Source organism: Pseudomonas sp. IT-P258 (assembly GCF_949767825.1).
GTDB classification, from domain to species: domain Bacteria; phylum Pseudomonadota; class Gammaproteobacteria; order Pseudomonadales; family Pseudomonadaceae; genus Aquipseudomonas; species Aquipseudomonas monachiensis.
Genome location: NZ_CATKPU010000021.1, coordinates 218,449 through 237,777, shown reverse-complemented (window position 1 = coordinate 237,777; position 19,329 = coordinate 218,449). Strand labels below are relative to the sequence as shown.

Below are 19,329 nucleotides of genomic sequence, written 5' to 3'. Positions count from 1 at the left end.
TGGAGTGGTTATGGGTGATCGGCACGACTATGTGGCCCTCGAGTGGGTCAAGGGCGAGATTGCCGAAACGCTGAAACAGGCTCATCACGCGATTGAAAACCTGCTCGATGACCCGCAGGCGACCCAAGCGCTGGATGATTGCCTGGCATGCATCCATCAGGTCCACGGCAGTTTGCAGATGGTCGAGTTCTACGGCGCGGCGTTGCTCGCCGAAGAAATGGAACAACTGGCCATGGCCCTGCAAGGCAACCGTGTCAGTCATCGCGACGAGGCGTTGCACCTGTTGATGCAGGCCCTCGGGCAACTGCCGATCTACCTTGACCGGGTGCAAGGTGCGCGTCGCGACCTGCCATTGGTGGTGTTGCCCTTGATCAACGACCTGCGCAGCGCCCGGGGCGAAAGCCTGCTGTCGGAAACCAGCCTGTTCAGCCCGCAATTGCCCGAGTTGCCAGCGTTGGACGCACAAACGCTGGCGCAGCTGGAACCGGCCGAGTTGCCCGGTGTGCTGCGCAAGCTGCGGCAGATGCTGCAAATGGCGCTGGTCGGATTCCTGCGTGAACAGGACAACGACACCAACCTCGATTACCTGGCCAAGGTCTTCACCCGCCTCGAAACACTGTGCGCAGACGCCCCCCTGAGCCCGTTATGGCAGGTGGCATCGGCGCTGGTCGAAGGCATGCAGGGCGGTGCGATCGCCAATAGCCCGGCCTTGCGCAGCCTGTTCAAGGAGGCCGACAAGGAACTCAAGCGCCTGCTCGAACAAGGCATGCCCGGCATCAATCAACCGGCCCCGCCGGAGCTGCTCAAGAGTTTGCTGTTCTACATTGCCAAGGCCGAACATCCCACCGGGCAGATGCTGACCATGAAAGAACGCTACTCACTGGACGACGCGCTGCCCGACAGCGCGATGGTCGATGAAGAACGCGCGCGGCTGGCAGGTCCCGACCGTGACGCCATGCGCTCGGTGCTGGCTGCACTGTGCGAAGAGCTGGTGCGGGTCAAGGAGCGCCTGGACCTGTTCGTGCGCAGTGACCGCCAGCACACCTCCGACCTCGACAGCCTGCTGGCGCCGCTGCGGCAAATCGCCGACACCCTGGCGGTGCTGGGTTTCGGCCAACCGCGCAAGGTGATCATCGATCAACTGGCGGTGGTGCTCAGCCTCGCTCAGGGCCAGCGCGAACCCAACGATGCGATCCTCATGGACGTTGCCGGGGCCTTGTTGTACGTCGAAGCGACGTTGGCCGGCATGGTCGGAACCGTTGAGCCGGAGAGCCAGGACGACAACCGCCTGCCGACCACCGATCTGACGCAGATCCATCAGATCGTGATCAAGGAGGCCCGCATCTGTTTGCAGCAGGCCAAGGACATGATCGTCGACTATATCGACGCCGATTGGGACCGCCAGCACTTGCAGGCGTTGCCGGCCTTGCTGACCCAGGTGCGCGGGGCGCTGGCGATGATTCCCTTGAGCCGGGCGGCGAGCCTGGTGGAAACCTGCAATCACTTTATCCGCGAGCACCTGCTGCTCGAGCCGGGCCAACCGGGCTGGCAGGAACTGGACAGCCTGGCCGACGTGATCACCAGCATCGAGTACTACCTTGAGCGCCTCAGCGATGACCCGCAGGCCCAGGGCGAAAACCTGCTCGATGTCGCGGAAAAAAGCCTGGCGAGCCTCGGTTTTTTCCCTAGTGAGCAACACGTACCCGTGCTGGATGATGTGCTCAACCCGAGCGATGCGCAGGTCATGCAGATGATGCAGGAGCTGGATGATCCTCAGGTCGTCCAGACCCTGGCCGATGTGCTCGCCAGCCCGGTTTCGAGCCTGAACCCGCCCGCGCAGAACACCCCTGGCAGCCTGCTGCCGCCGCCCTCGGGCGAAGTGCCGGTGGACGAGGAACTGCGCGAAGTGTTCCTCGAAGAAACCGACGAAGTCCTGGAAATCCTGCGCGAGTACTTGCCGCGCTGGTCGGCCAACCCGGACAACCGCTCGGCCCTGAGCGAACTGCGCCGCGCTTTCCACACCCTCAAGGGCAGTGGTCGCATGGTGCGTGCCCTGGTGCTGGGTGAGCTGGCCTGGGCTGTGGAAAACCTGCTCAACCGGGTACTGGAAAGCAGCGTAGAGCCGGGTGCCAAGGTGCAGCAACTGATCGGCGATGTGCTGCATCTGCTGCCGGAGCTGGTGGCCGAATACGCCGCCAATGCCCAGCGCCAGCGCAACGATGTCGATCAGCTGGCCGCCCGCGCCCATGCCCTGGCCAAGGGCGATGAACCCGTGTCCGATGAGGATACGCAAGATGTCGCGGCCCTCGATCCGCTGTTGCTGGAGATCTTTCGCAAAGAGGCCGAAACCCATCTGGGCAGCCTCAATCGCTTCCTTGATCAGGCCGCCGAACATGTGCCGTTGCAGGCCAGCGACGAATTGCAGCGCGCCTTGCACACCCTCAAGGGCAGTGCCTACATGGCCGGCGTATTGCCGATTGCCGAACTGGCCGCACCGCTGGATCAACTGGCCCGGGAATACAAGGCGCACCTGCTCGCGCTGGATCTGGATGAAGTCGAATTGCTGCTGGAAGCTGAAGGGCTGTTTCGCCTCGGCTTGCGCCAGCTCAAGACAGATCCGCTGGCGGAAATTCCCGGTGCCCGGGGTTTGAGCGAGCGCGCCAGGGCGCTGCTGGCCGAGCGCCTGGAAAGCCTCCTGAGCACACCAAACACCGGGCTGCGGATCAAGCGCGACCCGCAACTGATCAACAACTTCCTCGCCCAGGGCATGGACATCCTGCTGGACGCCGAAAGCCTGCTGCAGCGTTGGCAGCAACATCCCGGCGAACGTCAGGAACTCAGCGCTCTGCTGGACGAATTGACCACCCTTGGCGAAGGCGCCCATCTGGCCGACCTGCATCCGGTGGATGAACTGTGCGAAGCGTTGCTCGATCTGTACGGCGCCGTGGAAGAAAGCAGCCTGGCGGTCAGCGAGCGGTTTTTCCAGGAGGCACAGGCTGCCCACGAAGCGCTGATCAACATGCTCGACGAGTTGGCCGCGGGCCAGGAAGTCAGCCCCCAGCCGCAACGGATCAGGGCCTTGCGCGAACTGCTCGACGAGAGCCTTGATCCGTCGGCCATGGGCCTGATCCGCAGCGATGGCAGCCGCAGCCTGAGCATCCGTGAATTGGGTACGGCCACCGCCGAGCTTGAGCAGCGTGCGACGGCGCCGGGGGTGGACGATGAGATCGTCGCGATCTTCCTTGAAGAAGCGGTGGATATCCTCGAGAGCGCCGGTCAGGCCTTGCAGCGCTGGTTACGCGACTCGGACAACGCCGCGCCGCTGTCGTCCCTGCAACGGGATCTGCACACCCTCGAAGGCGGCGCGCGCATGGCCGAGATCGGACCGGTCGGCGATCTGGCCCATGAATTGGAAAGCCTTTACCAGGGCCTGGTGGATCGTCGTTATGCCTTCAGCGATTCACTGGCGGTGCTGCTCAAACAGTGCCATGAGCGACTGGCGTTGTACCTCGAACAGTTGCAGCTCAACCAGCCGCTGGACAATTCCCGTGAGCTGATCGAAGCCATTCGCGCCTACCGTCAAGGGCATGCAGGTGTCGCCGAGGGGGCCCGGCAGGCGACCGGCAACGACTCGACTGCGCACGATCCGGAATTGCTGGAGATCTTCCTTGAGGAAGGTTTCGACATCATCGAAAGCTCGGGGGCGGCGCTGGCGCGCTGGCAGGCCCAGCCTTCGAGTCGCCAGGAAGTGGAAACCCTGCTGCGGGACCTGCACACCCTCAAGGGTGGTGCGCGCATGGTGGAAATCGCCGCGATTGGCGATCTGGCCCATGAACTGGAGTTCCTCTACGAAGGCCTGTCCACTGGCGTGCTGCAACCGACTGAACCCTTGTTCGCGCTGTTGCAGCGCAGCCATGACCGCCTGGCGCAGATGCTCGATGCGGCCCGCGCCGGTGAGCCGATGCCGCCGGCCGACCGCTTGATCGATGCAATCAAGAACTTCAGCCACCCGGCCGTGCCGGAATCGCCCGCGCCGGTTGCGCCGCCGGCCAAGGCCAAGGCCGAGCCGCTGGCGCCGCCGCCCGATGCCGGCGCCGACATGGTCAAGGTCTCGGCGGAACTGCTCGACGATCTGGTCAACCTGGCCGGTGAGACCTCGATCTTCCGTGGCCGGATCGAACAGCAGGTCAACGATGCGCACATCGCCCTGAATGAGATGGAGACCACCATCGAGCGGATGCGCGACCAGTTGCGCCGCCTCGATACCGAGACCCAGGGGCGGATCCTCAGCCGCCAGCAAGTCGACGCCGAACGCTTGGGCTACGAGGAATTCGACCCGCTGGAAATGGACCGCCACTCACAGTTGCAGCAGCTGTCCCGGGCGCTGTTCGAGTCGGCCTCTGACTTGCTCGACCTCAAGGAAACCCTCGAGCGACGCAATCACGACACGGAAAACCTGCTGCAACAGCAGGGCCGCATCAACACCGAATTGCAGGAAGGCCTGATGCGCACGCGCATGGTGCCGTTCGAACGCATGCTCCCGCGTTTGCAGCGCATCGTCCGGCAGGTGTCCAGCGAACTGGGCAAGGACGTGGACTTCATCGTCGACAACGCCGAAGGCGAGATGGATCGCAACGTTCTCGAGCGCATGGCCGCGCCGCTGGAACACATGCTGCGCAACGCCGTCGACCATGGCCTGGAGTCCGTCGAAGCGCGGCTGGCGGCAGGGAAACCGGCCAAGGGCAAGATCTCCCTCGATCTGCTGCGCGAAGGCGGCGACATCATTTTCGACATCCGCGACGACGGCGCCGGTGTGCCGCTGGACGCGGTGCGGCGCAAGGCGATCAAGCGCGGCTTGCTCGCCCCGGACAGCATCATCAGTGATCACGACGTGTTGCAGTTCATCCTGCAACCGGGGTTTTCCACCGCCGAAAAAATCACCCAGATCTCCGGGCGCGGCGTCGGCATGGACGTGGTGCACGAAGAGGTGCGGCAACTGGGCGGCACCATGAGCATCGACTCGGTGCCCGGGCAGGGCGTGCATTTCCGCATTCGCCTGCCGTTTACCGTATCGGTCAACCGGGCGTTGATGGTGCAGTGCGGTGAGGACCAATACGCGATCCCGCTCAATACCATCGACGGCATCGTGCGTGTCCTGCCCAATGAACTCGAAGGGTATTTTCGTTTCGATTCACCGACCTACGAATACGCCGGACAACGTTACGAGCTGTGCTATCTGGGCGAGTTGTTGAAAACCAGCCAGCGCCCGAAACTCTTGGGCCAGAGCCTGCCATTGCCGGTGTTGCTGGTGCAGTGCAACGAACGGCACATTGCGGTGCTGGTGGACGCCATGGCCGGCACTCGCGAAATCGTGGTCAAGAGCCTGGGGCCGCAGTTTGCGGCGGTACAAGGGGTATCCGGTGCGACGATTCTCGGCGATGGCCGGGTGGTGCTGATTCTGGATTTGCTGGCGCCGATCCGCGCCATGCAGGCCCGTGTCCCCCAGCGTTCGCCGGGGCAAGAGATCGAGGCCGAACCGCAGCGCCCGCTGCTGGTGATGGTAGTCGACGACTCGGTCACCGTGCGCAAGGTCACCAGCCGCTTGCTCGAACGCCATGGCATGAATGTGCTGACCGCCAAGGACGGGGTCGACGCGATGTTGCTGCTGGAAGAGCACATGCCCGACCTGATGCTGCTGGACATCGAGATGCCACGCATGGATGGCTTCGAAGTCGCGACCCAGGTGCGCAACGACGAGCGCCTGCAACACCTGCCGATCATCATGATCACCTCCCGCACCGGACAGAAGCACCGCGACCGCGCCATGGCCATCGGCGTCAACGACTACCTGGGCAAGCCGTACCAGGAATCGGTGCTGCTCGAAAGCATCGCCTTGTGGAGCAAGACCCATGCTTGAGCACCGCACCAGCAACCTCACCGGCCTGCTGCTGCCGTTGGCCGACCGCAACCTGATCCTGCCCAATGTCGCCGTTGCCGAGCTGATCGATTACCAGCAGCCGGGGACCTTCGACCTCGACACGCCGCCGTGGTACCTGGGCCTGGTGACGTGGCGCGACCGGCAGATTCCGCTGCTGAGTTTCGAGTCGGCATGCGCGCAGAAGATCGTCATTGGCGAACGCGCGCGGATCGTCATTCTCAACGCCCTCGGCGGGCGTCCCGAGCTGAAATTCATAGCGCTGTTGGTGCAGGGGATTCCGCGCTCCTGCAAGCTCGATAGCCAGTTGAGTTATGTGGATGTGCCGTTGTGTTCGCTGGAGCAGGCGGCGGTGCAGGTGGGCGAGCAGGTGGCCAAGGTGCCGGATTTGTTGGCGCTGGAGACGTTGTTGGTGGATGCCGGGTTAATCAACTGATCCCGATTCAGCGATGATCTGACTGACGCCTTCGCGAGCAAGCCCGCTCCCACAGTTGATCTGTGGTGAATACAAAACCCTGTGGGAGCGGGCTTGCTCGCGAAGAGGCCCGCATGAACGACGCAGATCTCGATCATTAACCTGAGCGTAACGATCCACCACTCTGCTTGATTGATACGCTGCGCCCAACACTCCTAAGGTAGCTCCACGACAGCGAACCCGTGGAGTGGTCATGACAACAACAATATCCCCCGACTCGCGATGGACGCGGCGGCGCAGCGAAAAGCAGCGGCGCCTCGAGCTGGTGCGAGGTCTTGCCGACGGTGTGGTGTTGCCCACCGACAACATCGTCGCGGCGCTTGAAGCGCTGATCCTGCCCGGCGACCGCGTGGTGCTCGAAGGCAACAACCAGAAGCAGGCGGATTTCCTTTCGCGATCCCTGGCCAAGGCCGACCCCGCGAAGCTGCATGACTTGCACATGATCATGCCCAGCGTCGGACGCTCCGAGCACCTGGACCTGTTCGAACGCGGCATCGCCCGCAAGCTCGACTTCTCTTTCGCCGGCACCCAGAGCCTGCGCATCAGTCAGTTGCTTGAAGACGGCCTGCTGGAAGTCGGCGCGATCCACACCTACATCGAACTCTACGCACGGCTGGTGGTGGACCTGATCCCCAATGTCGTACTTTCGGCCGGGTTCATGGCCGACCGCGCCGGCAACATCTACACCGGCCCCAGCACTGAAGACACCCCGGCACTGATCGAGCCGGCGGCCTTCAGCGACGGCATCGTCATCGTCCAGGTCAACCAGTTGGTGGACGACGTCAGCGACTTGCCACGCGTCGACATTCCCGCCTCCTGGGTCGACTTCGTGGTGGTGGCCGACAAGCCGTTCTATATCGAACCGCTGTTCACCCGCGACCCTCGGCACATCAAGCCCGTGCACGTGCTGATGGCGATGATGGCGATCCGCGGGATCTACGAAAAACACAACGTGCAGTCGCTCAATCACGGCATCGGTTTCAACACGGCCGCCATCGAACTGATCCTGCCGACCTATGGCGAGTCCCTCGGCCTCAAAGGCAAGATCTGCCGCAACTGGACCCTCAACCCGCACCCGACCCTGATTCCCGCCATCGAAAGCGGCTGGGTGGAAAGCGTGCATTGTTTCGGCACCGAACTGGGGATGGAAAACTACATTGCGGCGCGGCCGGATGTGTTCTTTACCGGACGCGACGGCTCCCTGCGTTCCAATCGGATGTTCAGCCAACTGGCCGGGCAATACGCCGTGGACCTGTTCATCGGCGCGACTTTGCAAGTCGATGGCGACGGGCATTCTTCCACCGTGACCCGCGGGCGTCTGGCCGGTTTCGGCGGGGCACCGAACATGGGTCACGACCCGCGCGGTCGTCGTCACAGCACACCGGCCTGGCTCGACATGCGCAACACCGACGTGGCAGAGCCGATGCTTGAGCGCGGCAAAAAGCTCGTGGTGCAGATGGTCGAAACCTTCCAGGAGGGCGGCAAACCGACTTTCGTTGAAACCCTCGATGCGGTCGATGTGGCGAAGAAGAGCGGCATGCCACTGGCGCCGATCATGGTCTACGGTGACGACGTGACCCACCTGTTGACCGAAGAAGGCATCGCCTACCTGTACAAGGCGCGCTCGCTGGAAGAACGCCAGGCGATGATCGCCGCCGTCGCCGGGGTGACCGCCATCGGCCTGCGCCACAACCCCAAAGACACCGCACGCATGCGCCGCGAAGGGCTGATCGCCTTGCCCGAAGACCTCGGCATCCGCCGCACCGACGCCACCCGCGAACTGCTCGCGGCGAAAAGCGTGGCTGATCTGGTGGAATGGTCCGGTGGCCTCTACAACCCGCCCGCCAAGTTCAGGAGCTGGTAATGCACGCACTTAACCTGCAACCCAAAAGCCTGAGCCTGGCCGAACGGCTGGCGGACCTGGCAGTGGACGCGCTGATCGACGAGGCTGATCTGTCGCCAAAGCCGGCACTGGTCGACCGTCGCGGCAATGGCGCCCACACCGATTTGCACCTGGGGCTGATGCACGCTTCAGCGCTGTCTTTGTGGCCGGCCTTTAAAGAAATGGCTGAAGCCGCCATCGAGCTCGGCGAAATCGGCTTGCCCCTGCGCGAAGCCGTGGGCCGCATCGGTCGCGAAGGTGAGCAAGTCATGCTCGACACTACCGGCGGGGTGAACACCCATCGCGGGGCAATCTGGGCCTTGGGCTTGTTGATCACTGCCGCTGCACTGGAACCTCAATCCTGCAGCGCCAATAGCGTGGCGTTACGTGCTGCGAGGTTGGCCTTGCTCGACGACCGTTTTGCACCACGTCCGCTCAGTCACGGTGCGCAAGTCGCCCAACGCTACGGCGCTCGCGGCGCCCGTGAAGAAGCGCAACTGGGTTTTCCTGCGGTGACTCAACGTGCTCTGCCACAACTGCTGCGCAGCCGCGCCGTCGGTCATGGCGAACAGAACGCCAGGCTCGATGCGCTGCTGGCGATCATGACCGATCTGGCCGACACCTGCGTGCTTTATCGCGCCGGTGAGGAAGGCCTGAACATCATGCAACTGGGCGCCCGGGCGGTGCTCGATGCCGGTGGCAGTGCCAGCCTCGGCGGACGTCGCCGCCTGCATGAGCTGGACCAACAACTCATCGCGTTGAATGCCTCGCCCGGCGGCGCTGCCGACCTGCTCGCAGCCTGCCTGTTCATCGACCGTATCGCGTCTGGCGACGGCCTTATCCAGGGAGTGTTTTGATGGAAACCTTATCCTTTGAATTCCCCGCCGGGCAGCCGTCACGCGGTCGTACCCTGGTGGGCTGTGTCGGCTCTGGCGATCTGGAAGTGCTGATCGAACCGGGCCAGGCCGGCAAGCTGACGATCAATGTGCAGACCTCGGTCAATGGCAGCGAACAACGCTGGCAGCATCTGTTCGCACGGATGTTCGACGGCCAGACGCCACCGGCCATGGATATCGATATCCACGATTTCGGCGCGACACCCGGCGTGGTGCGCCTGCGCCTGGAACAGGGCTTCGAGGAGATCGGCCATGACTGACAGCGCATCCCTGCTCAACAAGCACAGCTTCGTCGAACTCGGCGCCCGGCAACGGACCAGGGCCCTGCTCGACGCCGGCACCTTCCGTGAATTGCTCGACCCCTTTCAACGGATCATGTCGCCGTGGCTATCGCGCCAGGGCGTGGTGCCGCAAGCCGACGACGGCGTGGTGATCGCCAAGGGCAATCTCGATGGTTTGCCGGTGGTGATCGCAGCCATCGAAGGGGCGTTCCAGGGCGGCAGCCTCGGTGAAGTCGGCGGAGCAAAAATTGCCGGCGCACTGGAACTGGCCGCCGAAGACAACCGCAACGGCATCCCGACCCGCGCCGTGCTGCTGCTGGAAACCGGCGGCGTGCGCTTGCAGGAAGCCAACCTCGGCCTGGCGGCCATTGCCGACATCCACGCGGCGATTGTCGATTTGCAGCAGTACCAACCCGTGGTCGGGGTGGTGGCGGGCAGCGTCGGTTGCTTTGGCGGCATGTCGATTGCCGCCGGGTTGTGCAGCTATCTGTTGGTGACCCGGGAGGCGCGACTGGGCCTGAACGGTCCACAGGTGATCGAACAGGAAGCCGGACTCGAGGAGTACGACTCCCGCGACCGGCCCTTCATCTGGAGCCTGACCGGTGGTGAGCAGCGCTTTGCCAGTGGCCTGGTGGATCGCTATGTTGCCGACGACGTGGCGCAGATCCGCCAGCAAGTCGGCGAGTTGCTCCAGCAAGGTTTGCCTGAACAACCGCGCAGCCGTCAGGCGGAGTTGTTCCTGCAACGCCTGGCGCGCCTGGATGCCGAGCCGCAAATCGAGCCATCTGTGGTTCGCGATCTGTACCAAGGAGAACGCCCATGAGTTCGTATTCCCTGCGAGGCTTGAACTGGTTCAATGCCTTGAGTGCCGGGGCGAAAGCGGTCGAGGGTTTGCCGGCTTCGCTGAAGGTCGCCGACGGTTCGCTGGGCGATCAGCCTGTGCGTTTCATCGCGGTGGTGGCCGACCCGGAAAACCGCTTCGTCCGTGCCCGCAACGGCGAGGTTGGCTTGCTCGAAGGCTGGGGCCTGGCCAAGGCTGTGGATGAAGTCATCGCCGCCGATCAGGACAAGGCACAAAAACGTGCCCTGATCGCCATCGTCGACGTGCCGAGCCAGGCTTACGGTCGACGCGAAGAAGCCCTCGGCATTCATCAGGCGCTGGCCGCTGCGGCGGACAGTTATGCCCGTGCCCGTCTGGCCGGTCATGCGGTGATCGGCTTGCTGGTGGGCAAGGCGATGTCCGGGGCGTTTCTGGCCCACGGCTATCAGGCCAGCCGCTTGATCGCCCTGCGCGATCCGGGGGTGATGGTGCATGCCATGGGCAAGGCGTCGGCGGCGCGGGTAACCTTGCGCAGCGTCGAAGAACTCGAAGCCCTGGCGGCCAGCGTGCCGCCGATGGCCTATGACATCGACAGTTATGCCAGCCTCGGGCTGCTGTGGGAAACCTTGACGGTGGAGCAGATTGAGCAGCCGACGGCGGCGGATCTGGCGCGGGTGACCGAGTGCCTGCATCTGGCGATTGGCGATGTGGCCGCCACTGGCCGTGATCTGGGCGGTCGCCTGGGGGCGGCCAATCGGGCGGCGTCGAGCAAGGTTCGCCAATTGCTGAGAGCGCAGTGGTGAGCACGCTCTTGGCTCACGACCTGCTGTGGGGCATGACCCCACGGCAGTTGCCGGCGGATGCGCCTGCCTGGGTGATCGAGTCGATCAGTGCCGGCCAGCCGGTGGTGGTTCGTCGCGCCTTGAGTGAGGCGGGGCAGGTGGCGGTGGGCGTGCGCGGGCCGTTGCGCGAACAGCGATTTGCGGCGGTGATGGAAGTCGCTGCCATCACGCGGCGGGTGCGGCCGCAAGAGCTGTGCCATGTTCAAGGCCAGCGCGATTTCCCGGCGCTGCGGGCCTTGGCGCAACTGCGCTCGCACCTCGATGACAGCGGTTGGGTCTGGGGTGTCAGCGGCAGCGCCGGGTTCGAGTTGGCCAGTGGATTTGCCGCCTTGCACGAGGGCAGCGATCTCGATCTGATCCTGCGTACGCCACGTCCGTTGAGTCGTGTCGATGCCCGGGCGTTGGTGGCTGTTCTCGATGCAACTGTGTGCCGCGTGGACCTGCAATTGCAGACACCGTCGGGCGCCGTTGCCTTGCGCGAATGGGCCGGCGCTTCGTCGCGGGTCCTGCTGAAAAGTGCCACTCAGGCCAGCCTGGTGACTGATCCGTGGAATCCACAGGAGCAAGCAGCATGAGCAGCTTGCTGGTGTTCCCCGGCCAGGGCGCGCAACAACCCGGAATGCTCGCGCGTTTGCCTGGGGAAACATTGAACGAGGCGAGCGACCTGCTCGGTGAGGATGTGACGCAGCTGGATTCTGCCGAGGCGTTGCAGTCGACGAGGGCGGTGCAGCTTTGCCTGCTGATCGCTGGTGTCGCCGCTTCACGCCAGTTGGGCTTGACCCCGGACTACGTGGCCGGCTTGTCGATCGGTGCTTACCCGGCAGCGGTGGTGGCCGGTGCCCTGGGGTTCAGCGATGCGTTGCATCTGGTCAGCCTGCGCGGTGAGCTGATGCAGCAGGCTTATCCGCAGGGCTACGGTATGACCGCGATCATCGGTCTGGACCTGGCCACGGTGGAAGGATTGCTGGCCCGGGTGCACAGCGCGCAAATGCCGGTTTATCTGGCCAATATCAACGCCGATAACCAGGTGGTGATTGCCGGTAGCGACACGGCGATGAAAGCAGTGGCCGAGTTGGCGAAAGGTTGCGGGGCTGGCCTGGCCAAGCGTCTGGCAGTGAGCGTGCCGTCCCACTGCCCATTGCTTGAGGTGCCCGCGCAACGGTTGGCCGAAGCCTTCGCCAAGGTGCCGCTGCAAACCCCGAAGATCGGTTACCTGAGCGGCAGTCGCGCGCGCCCGCTGATCAAGCCTGAAGCCTTGCGTGACGACCTGGCCTTCAATATGTGCCGCATCGTCGATTGGCGCGGCACGGTACAAGGCGCCTACGAGCGCGGTGTACGTCTACAGATCGAACTGCCGCCCGGTGCGGTGCTGACCGGACTGGCGCGCCGGGTGTTCGAGCAGGGTACCGTGATTGCCTTCGACGGTGCCCGGCTCGATACCTTGCAGGCGCTGATGCGAGAGGAGGAAGGCCGCCACTCTTAAATCACCCGACTTAAGGCTTCGAACAACAAAAACAACATTCGAAATGCACTTTGAGGACTACAACAATGATTATTTACGGTGTGGCGCTGTTGGCGATCTGTACGCTGGCAGGGGTGATCATGGGTGACATGCTCGGTGTGTTGCTGGGAGTGAAGTCAAACGTCGGCGGAGTCGGGATCGCGATGATCCTGCTGATCTGCGCACGGTTGTGGATGCACAGGCGTGGCGGCATGACCAAGGATTGCGAGCTGGGCGTCGGCTTCTGGGGCGCCATGTATATCCCGGTGGTGGTGGCGATGGCCGCGCAACAAAACGTGGTCACGGCGCTGCATGGCGGTCCGGTGGCGGTGTTGGCGGCGATCGGTTCGGTGGTGATCTGCGGCTGCACCATTGCCCTGATCAGCCGGACCCACAAAGGCGAACCCTTGCCCGATGAACCGGTGGATGTAACACCGGTTGGCGCACCGGCAGGAGGTCGCTGATATGTGGGATCTCATCAAGAGCGGTCTGGAGCACAACGGTCTGGTCACCGCATTCGCCTTCGTCGGCGTGATCATGTGGGTGTCAGTGCTGATCTCCAAGCGCCTGACCTTCGGGCGTATCCACGGCTCGGCGATTGCCATCGTCATTGGCCTGGTACTGGCCTGGGTCGGCGGCACGATGACCGGCGGGCAAAAAGGCCTGGCGGACCTGACACTGTTTTCCGGTATCGGGCTGATGGGCGGCGCGATGCTGCGGGACTTCGCCATCGTCGCCACGGCATTCGAGGTGCAAGCCACGGAAGCGAAAAAGGCCGGCTTGATCGGCGTGATCGCGCTGCTGTTGGGCACGGTGCTGCCGTTTATTGTCGGCGCATGCATGGCCTGGGCATTCGGCTACCGCGATGCGGTAAGCATGACCACCATCGGCGCGGGTGCGGTGACTTACATCGTCGGGCCGGTGACCGGTGCGGCCATTGGTGCCAGTTCCGATGTGGTGGCGCTGTCGATTGCCACGGGTCTGATCAAGGCGATTCTGGTGATGGTCGGCACGCCGATGGCGGCGCGCTGGATGGGCCTGGATAACCCGCGTTCGGCGATGGTGTTCGGTGGGCTGGCCGGGACGGTCAGTGGCGTCACCGCCGGCTTGGCGGCGACGGATCGGCGTCTGGTGCCTTATGGCGCGTTGACTGCGACCTTCCACACCGGGCTTGGCTGCTTGCTCGGGCCTTCGCTGTTGTACTTCATTGTTCGCGGGATTGTTGGGTAGTCCAGTGACTGCTGTTTGTGGCGAGGGAGCTTGCTCCCGCTGGGCTGCGTAGCAGCCCTGAAATCTACCACCGAGATGAGTCAGGTAAATCCGGTGGCCTGATTTTGCGGGCGCTTCGCACCCGAACGGGAGCAAGCTCCCTCGCCACAAGGGCTCCGTCAGACCTGCCGATTGGCATACATCCGACACTCCGCCAGCAACGCCAGCAGATTCGGATCACGCTCCTTGGCTTTCAGGAACACCACGCCAATGTGCTGCTGCAACCGGTACTTTTCCTGCAACGGGATCAGCTTCACCCGGTTCTCGTACACCGCCGCAATCCGCCCCGGCAGCAACGCATAACCCACACCTGAACTGACCATGCTCAGCAGGGTGAAGATGTCGTTGACCTGCATCGCCACCTTCGGCTCGAACCCTGCCTGCTCGAATACCCGCTTGCCGTCCTGATGGGTGGCGAAGCCTTGGGTCAGGGTGATGAAAGTTTCGTCGCGGACCTCGGCCAGGTCGACTTCGGTGCGCTGGGCAAACTTGGAATCGGCGGGTGTGGCGAGGAAAATATCGTCGGAAAACAGCGGGATCTGCTCGCAATCCGGATCGTTGACACTCTCGTCCAGGGACACCAGGGCCGCATCGACTTCCATGTTCTTGAGCTTGTAGAGCAGGTCGATGTTGGAACCCAGAATCAGGTCGATGTTGAGCTCGCTGCGACGGATCTTCAAACCCATGATCAGCTGTGGCACGGTCTTCACCGTCAGTGAGTACAGCGAGCCGAGTTTGAAACGCTCGGCCGAGAATCCGGCGGCTTCGCGGGTCAGGCGCACGCTTTCGACGACATCCTGAATCAGCTTCTGCGCTCGCTCTTCCAGCACATATGCGCTTTCCAGCGGCGTCAGGCTGCGGCCTTCGTGCTTGAACAAAGGACAGCGCAGGGCGCTTTCCAGGGAATGGATCGCCCGATGCACGCTGACGTTGCTGGTCTGCAACTCGGCCGCGGCCCGCGCCAGGTTGCCGGTGCGCATGAAGGCCAGGAACACCTCGAGTTTTTTAAGGGTCAACTCTTCATCGATCAGCATGGGGCGGACTCTTTTTGGAATGACTCGATTGTGCCCAATTACGCCGGGCCCGTCGTACAGAAACATTGCGCTTTTACGCTGCAAGCCTGAGCCTTGCGCTCTGCGGCAATGAAATTCGAGGTGAGCAACGTATGTATCACGGGGAAAGACTGAACGCCTGGACGCATCTGGCCGGGGCCGTGGCGGCGTTTATCGGCGGGGTTTGGCTGATTGTGCTGGCCAGTCTCGACGGCAGCCCGTGGAAGATCGTCAGCATGGCGATCTACGCCTTTACCTTACTGGTGCTCTACAGCGCATCGACCGTGTACCACAGCGTGCGCGGGCGCAAGAAAGCGATCATGCAGAAGGTCGATCACTTTTCGATCTACCTGTTGATCGCCGGCAGCTATACGCCGTTTTGCCTGGTGACCCTGCGCGGGCCGTGGGGCTGGACGTTGTTCGGGATTGTCTGGGGACTGGCACTGATCGGCATCCTGCAGGAGATCAAGCCACGTTCGGAAGCGCGGATTCTGTCGATCGTGATTTATGCGGTGATGGGCTGGATTGTGCTGGTGGCGGTCAAGCCGCTGCTCGCGGCGCTGGGCGGCGCCGGGTTTGCGTGGCTGGCATCAGGCGGGGTGCTGTACACCGTCGGGATTATCTTTTTTGCCCTCGATCATCGCCTGCGCCATGCCCACGGGATCTGGCATCTGTTCGTGATCGCCGGGAGCTTGCTGCACTTTGTGGCGATTTTCTTTTATGTCCTTTAAGGCTGTACCGGGACCAGGCGATCCAGCTGCTCCCGGGCTCGACGGCTGAATACCTGCAACAGATCGTTCAAGGTGTGGGGCGGCGGTTCGGCGGCGCGGGTCACTGCGTACAGGGTGATGGGTAACGGTGGTGCCAGGGGGCGGATCGTTGTGGTGGCGGGAGAGGCGCCAAGGGCGGTGAACGGATCGATCACCGCCAGGCCCGCGCCGGACTCCACCATCGCCCGTGCCAGTGAGTAGGTTTGTACGGCGATGCGTACCCTAGGCGGCGGTTCGACCGCTTCCAGGTAACTGTCGAGTCGCGCGGCCAGTGGATCGGCGCTGGATAAACCGATCAGCGGCGCATCCGCCAGCGCCAGCAGAGGCAACGGTTTACCCACCTCTTCCTGGGGCCAGTAACCAATCGGAGCCAGCGCCACCAGCACGCCGGACGCCAGCGCCTGGGCCTTGAGCCCCGGGTGATCCGGACGTTGCAGGGTCAGGGCGACATCCACTTCGCGCATCAACAGGTTCTGCACCAGTTCGCGACTGTGGGCGCTGGAGAGTTCGCAAGCGATGTCCGGGTAACGCCCGGTCCATTCGTGAATGGCCGGCGGCAGCAATGACAGGGCCAGCGCCGGGGTGGCACCGATGCGCAGGCTGTGGCCCGGTTCGCGGCGCAGGCTCTGCGCCAGGCGTCGCACGCCTTGCAGGCTTTCGCTGACCTTGTCCACTTCGCGCTCCAGTTCCAGCGCTTCCGGCGTCGCCTGCAACTTGCCGCGTACCCGCAGGAACAGCGGAAAACCCAATTGTTGCTCGGCGTGCTGCAACACCTTGCTCACCGCCGGTTGCGAGACGTGCAGCAATTGCGCGGCAGCGCTGATCGAACCGGTCTGGCGGATGGCCTGGAAAATCTCGATATGGCGAAGACGCATGGCAAGTCCATAACCTTTGTTTATGGGGTTGCCATCTTTATGCATTGTTCAGCGTCTGTCACCTGGCTCTAACCTTGGCCTCGTCTTCACAACAGTTTTAAGGACGGACATGGCTCAGCGTGTGTGCATCATCGGTGGCGGTGTGATTGGCCTGGCAACGGCCTACGCGCTGGTGCGCGACGGCTTTGAGGTGACGGTGGTCGAGGCCCGAGACTCGCTGGGCAGCGAAACCAGCTTCGCCAACGGCGGCCAGTTGTCCTATCGCTATGTCGCGCCCCTGGCCGACGCCGGTGTGCCATTGCAAGCCATCGGCTGGATGCTGCGCGGCGATTCACCGCTGAAGCTACGCCCGCGCTTCGACCTGGCCCAGTGGCGCTGGATGGCGTCGTTCCTCGGCGCTTGCCGTCGCTCGGTCAACCGCGAGAACGCCGCGCACTTGCTGCGCCTGGCGCTGTTCAGCCAGGACACATTGAAGTCTTGGCGCGAGGATGATGGATTGGCGGGATTTCAGTGGCGGCGCAACGGCAAACTGGTGACTTTCCGCCAGAGCAGCAGCTTCGAGCATGCGCGCCTGGGCCTGGCTGACCCGCAGCACCAGCAGGTGTTGTCGCCGGCCGAATGCGCGCACCTTGAACCGGCGCTGATCGATGCGCCCTTTGTCGGCGCGATCTACACCCCGGACGAAGAGGTCGGCGACTGCCACGGTTTTTGCCAGCAACTGGCCGCCCGGCTGCAAGCGTCCGGCCGTTGCGAATTTCGTCTCGGACAAGCAGTGACCGGCATCCGCCACAGCAACGGCGGCGTCAACGCCATCGAACTGGGTGAGCTAGTGCTGTCGGTCGATCAACTGGTGATCGCCGCCGGTCACCGCAGTCCGCTGTTGGCGCTTCCCGGGCTGCAACTGCCGCTTTATCCGCTAAAGGGCTACAGCCTGACCGTGCCGATCGACGCCGGTCACCGGGCGCCGGACGTGAGCATCACTGACTACGACCGCAAGATCGTTTACGCCCGCATCGGCCAGCAATTGCGAGTGGCGGCGATGGTCGACATCGTCGGTTTCGACCCTGCCCTGGACCCCAAGCGCCTGGCGCTGATCAAGCGTCAGGCCCATGACACCTTTCCCAATGCCGGCGCCTATGACGAAGCCATTGAGTGGGCCGGCATGCGTCCGGCCACCCCCAGCGGCGTGCCGTTGCTGGGCGCGACGGCGTATCGCAACCTGTGGCTCAACCTCGGCCACGGCGCGCTGGGTTTCACCCTGGCCTGCGGCAGCGGGCGCTTGCTCAGCGAGCTGATCGGCGAGCGCCGGCCGTCCATTGACCTTCAGGGTTTCAGCCACCGGGCCGCCTGAATACTGATTTTTGAAGAGGGCACTGCAATGACCATTACCCGACTGCACAGCAACCCGCGCCTGTCTGGCGCCGTGACCTTTGGCGACCTGGTGTTTCTCTCCGGGCAGGTGCCGGGCGATGCCCGGGATGCCAGCGGTCAGACCCGCGAAGTGCTGGCGAAAATCGATACCTTGCTGGCCGAGGCGGGCAGCGACAAGGATCATCTGCTCAGTGCGACCATTTACCTGAAGAACATCACCGAGGATTTTGCCGCGATGAACGAGGTCTGGTCGGCCTGGCTATCGCCGGGACAGGCACCGAGCCGCACCACCGTGCAGGCCGAGCTGGCCCGACCGCAGGTGCTGGTGGAAATCACCGTCATCGCTGCGCGCGTCTGATAAACCAACACCCACAACGGAGAATAACAATGCAAAAAATCACGTTGCTCGCTTGTACGCTTGGCCTGTTGCTCGGCAGTCAGGTCCGGGCCAATGAAGCGCCGCTGACCGGCACCCTGAGCAAAATCGCCAGCGCCAACAGCATTACCCTGGGCTATCGCGATGCTTCGGTGCCGTTTTCCTACGTGGGTGATCACAGCGGCAAGCCGATGGGTTACTCGGTGGATCTGGCGGGCAAGATCGTCGAGCGCATCCAGCAGCAACTGGCGCTGCCGGACTTGAAGGTGAAGTACAACCTGGTGACCTCGCAGACCCGCATTCCACTGGTGCAGAACGGCACCGTGGACCTGGAGTGCGGCTCCACCGGCGTGACCGCCGAACGGCAGAAGCAGGTGGCGTTCTCCTATGGCTTCATCTACGTCAAAGGCCAGTTGCTGACCGCGAAGGACAGCGGGATCAAGAGCTTCGCCGATCTGCGTGGCAAGAACGTGGTGACCACCGCCGGTACTACCAACGAGCGCTTCCTGAAAAGCTACAACGTCGATCACAAGATCGACATGTTCGTGATCAGCGCCAAGGACCACGGCGAAGCCTTCCAGATGCTGCAGTCGGGCCGGGCGGCGGCGTTCTACATGGACGACGCGCTGCTCTATGGCGAGCGCGCCAAGGCCAATGACCCGCACAAGTGGGTGGTGGTCGGGGAGGAGCAATCTCGGGAGATCTACAGCTGCATGGTGCGCAAGGACGATCCGCAGTTCCTGGCGCTGGTCAACGGCGCGTTGGCGGATCTGTACAGCTCGGGCGAGATCAATGGCATCTACAAGCGCTGGTTCGAGCAGCCGATCCCGCCGAAGGGGTTGAACCTTGAGTTCCCGATGACCAGCGAACTCAAGGCAATCATTGCCAAACCGGTGAGTGATCCGGTGCAGTAAATGCAAAAGATCGCAGCCTGCGGCAGCTCCTACAATTGGATGGCGTACATCCTGTAGGAGCTGCCGCAGG

The 19,329-nt window shown here is 63.3% G+C and carries 17 protein-coding genes; 15 read left to right on the top strand and 2 right to left on the bottom strand.

Annotated features, from left to right (window positions below; all coding sequences use genetic code 11):
- The first annotated feature begins 10 nt into the window (after nucleotides 1-10).
- The 11 genes from ACM6G4_RS08300 (at nucleotide 11) to madM (ending at nucleotide 13,862) form a co-directional block, all read left to right on the top strand.
- Nucleotides 11-5,917, top strand: a complete 5,907-nt coding sequence (locus ACM6G4_RS08300; RefSeq protein ID WP_414913461.1) for an Hpt domain-containing protein — start codon at nucleotides 11-13, stop codon at nucleotides 5,915-5,917.
- Nucleotides 5,910-6,371: a chemotaxis protein CheW gene (locus tag ACM6G4_RS08295; RefSeq protein WP_223541328.1), complete on the top strand. Its 462-nt coding sequence runs from the start codon at nucleotides 5,910-5,912 to the stop codon at nucleotides 6,369-6,371. The genes ACM6G4_RS08300 and ACM6G4_RS08295 overlap by 8 nt, the downstream gene beginning before the upstream one ends.
- 232 nt (nucleotides 6,372-6,603) lie before the next feature.
- Nucleotides 6,604-8,274 (top strand): malonate decarboxylase subunit alpha, encoded by a 1,671-nt coding sequence (gene mdcA, locus ACM6G4_RS08290; protein ID WP_056726505.1) that lies wholly within the window; start codon nucleotides 6,604-6,606, stop codon nucleotides 8,272-8,274.
- Entirely contained in the window at nucleotides 8,274-9,149 is an 876-nt protein-coding gene (locus ACM6G4_RS08285; protein ID WP_414913460.1) for a triphosphoribosyl-dephospho-CoA synthase, read from the top strand. Before mdcA ends, ACM6G4_RS08285 begins: the two co-directional genes overlap by 1 nt.
- Nucleotides 9,149-9,448 (top strand): malonate decarboxylase subunit delta, encoded by a 300-nt coding sequence (locus tag ACM6G4_RS08280; RefSeq protein WP_056726507.1) that lies wholly within the window; start codon nucleotides 9,149-9,151, stop codon nucleotides 9,446-9,448. The genes ACM6G4_RS08285 and ACM6G4_RS08280 overlap by 1 nt, the downstream gene beginning before the upstream one ends.
- The gene (locus ACM6G4_RS08275) at nucleotides 9,441-10,292 is read left to right on the top strand and encodes a biotin-independent malonate decarboxylase subunit beta (protein ID WP_056726508.1); all 852 of its coding nucleotides are present in this window, start codon (nucleotides 9,441-9,443) and stop codon (nucleotides 10,290-10,292) included. The genes ACM6G4_RS08280 and ACM6G4_RS08275 overlap by 8 nt, the downstream gene beginning before the upstream one ends.
- Nucleotides 10,289-11,092, top strand: a complete 804-nt coding sequence (gene mdcE, locus ACM6G4_RS08270) for a biotin-independent malonate decarboxylase subunit gamma (RefSeq protein WP_056726509.1) — start codon at nucleotides 10,289-10,291, stop codon at nucleotides 11,090-11,092. The genes ACM6G4_RS08275 and mdcE overlap by 4 nt, the downstream gene beginning before the upstream one ends.
- Nucleotides 11,086-11,706 (top strand): malonate decarboxylase holo-ACP synthase, encoded by a 621-nt coding sequence (locus ACM6G4_RS08265; protein WP_414913459.1) that lies wholly within the window; start codon nucleotides 11,086-11,088, stop codon nucleotides 11,704-11,706. The genes mdcE and ACM6G4_RS08265 overlap by 7 nt, the downstream gene beginning before the upstream one ends.
- The gene (gene mdcH / locus ACM6G4_RS08260; RefSeq protein WP_414913458.1) at nucleotides 11,703-12,614 is read left to right on the top strand and encodes a malonate decarboxylase subunit epsilon; all 912 of its coding nucleotides are present in this window, start codon (nucleotides 11,703-11,705) and stop codon (nucleotides 12,612-12,614) included. The genes ACM6G4_RS08265 and mdcH overlap by 4 nt, the downstream gene beginning before the upstream one ends.
- Before the next feature lie 65 nt (nucleotides 12,615-12,679).
- Nucleotides 12,680-13,096, top strand: a complete 417-nt coding sequence (madL, locus tag ACM6G4_RS08255) for a malonate transporter subunit MadL (protein ID WP_056726512.1) — start codon at nucleotides 12,680-12,682, stop codon at nucleotides 13,094-13,096.
- 1 nt (nucleotide 13,097) lies between these two features.
- The gene (madM, locus tag ACM6G4_RS08250; protein WP_414913457.1) at nucleotides 13,098-13,862 is read left to right on the top strand and encodes a malonate transporter subunit MadM; all 765 of its coding nucleotides are present in this window, start codon (nucleotides 13,098-13,100) and stop codon (nucleotides 13,860-13,862) included.
- 158 nt (nucleotides 13,863-14,020) lie between these two features.
- On the opposite strand, the gene ACM6G4_RS08245 is transcribed toward madM, so the two are convergent.
- Nucleotides 14,021-14,935, bottom strand: a complete 915-nt coding sequence (locus ACM6G4_RS08245; RefSeq protein ID WP_046039288.1) for a LysR substrate-binding domain-containing protein — start codon at nucleotides 14,933-14,935, stop codon at nucleotides 14,021-14,023.
- Between the two features lie 131 nt (nucleotides 14,936-15,066).
- On the opposite strand from ACM6G4_RS08245, the gene trhA reads away from it, so the two are divergent.
- A complete protein-coding gene (trhA, locus tag ACM6G4_RS08240; protein ID WP_007975433.1) occupies nucleotides 15,067-15,684 on the top strand; it encodes a PAQR family membrane homeostasis protein TrhA in 618 nt (205 codons plus the stop codon).
- On the opposite strand, the gene ACM6G4_RS08235 is transcribed toward trhA, so the two are convergent.
- Nucleotides 15,681-16,598, bottom strand: a complete 918-nt coding sequence (locus tag ACM6G4_RS08235; RefSeq protein ID WP_056726514.1) for a LysR family transcriptional regulator — start codon at nucleotides 16,596-16,598, stop codon at nucleotides 15,681-15,683. The genes trhA and ACM6G4_RS08235 overlap by 4 nt on opposite strands.
- Nucleotides 16,599-16,707: 109 nt before the next feature.
- On the opposite strand from ACM6G4_RS08235, the gene ACM6G4_RS08230 reads away from it, so the two are divergent.
- Genes ACM6G4_RS08230 through ACM6G4_RS08220 form a run of 3 tightly spaced genes read left to right on the top strand, consistent with a single transcriptional unit; the run spans nucleotide 16,708 to nucleotide 19,259 of the window.
- Nucleotides 16,708-17,949, top strand: coding sequence for a D-amino acid dehydrogenase (locus tag ACM6G4_RS08230; RefSeq protein ID WP_414913456.1), 1,242 nt, complete (start codon nucleotides 16,708-16,710; stop codon nucleotides 17,947-17,949).
- A gap of 27 nt (nucleotides 17,950-17,976) precedes the next feature.
- Nucleotides 17,977-18,327: a RidA family protein gene (locus tag ACM6G4_RS08225; RefSeq protein WP_007975437.1), complete on the top strand. Its 351-nt coding sequence runs from the start codon at nucleotides 17,977-17,979 to the stop codon at nucleotides 18,325-18,327.
- Nucleotides 18,328-18,356: 29 nt separating this feature from the next.
- The gene (locus ACM6G4_RS08220; protein ID WP_414913455.1) at nucleotides 18,357-19,259 is read left to right on the top strand and encodes a transporter substrate-binding domain-containing protein; all 903 of its coding nucleotides are present in this window, start codon (nucleotides 18,357-18,359) and stop codon (nucleotides 19,257-19,259) included.
- Nucleotides 19,260-19,329 lie beyond the last annotated feature (70 nt).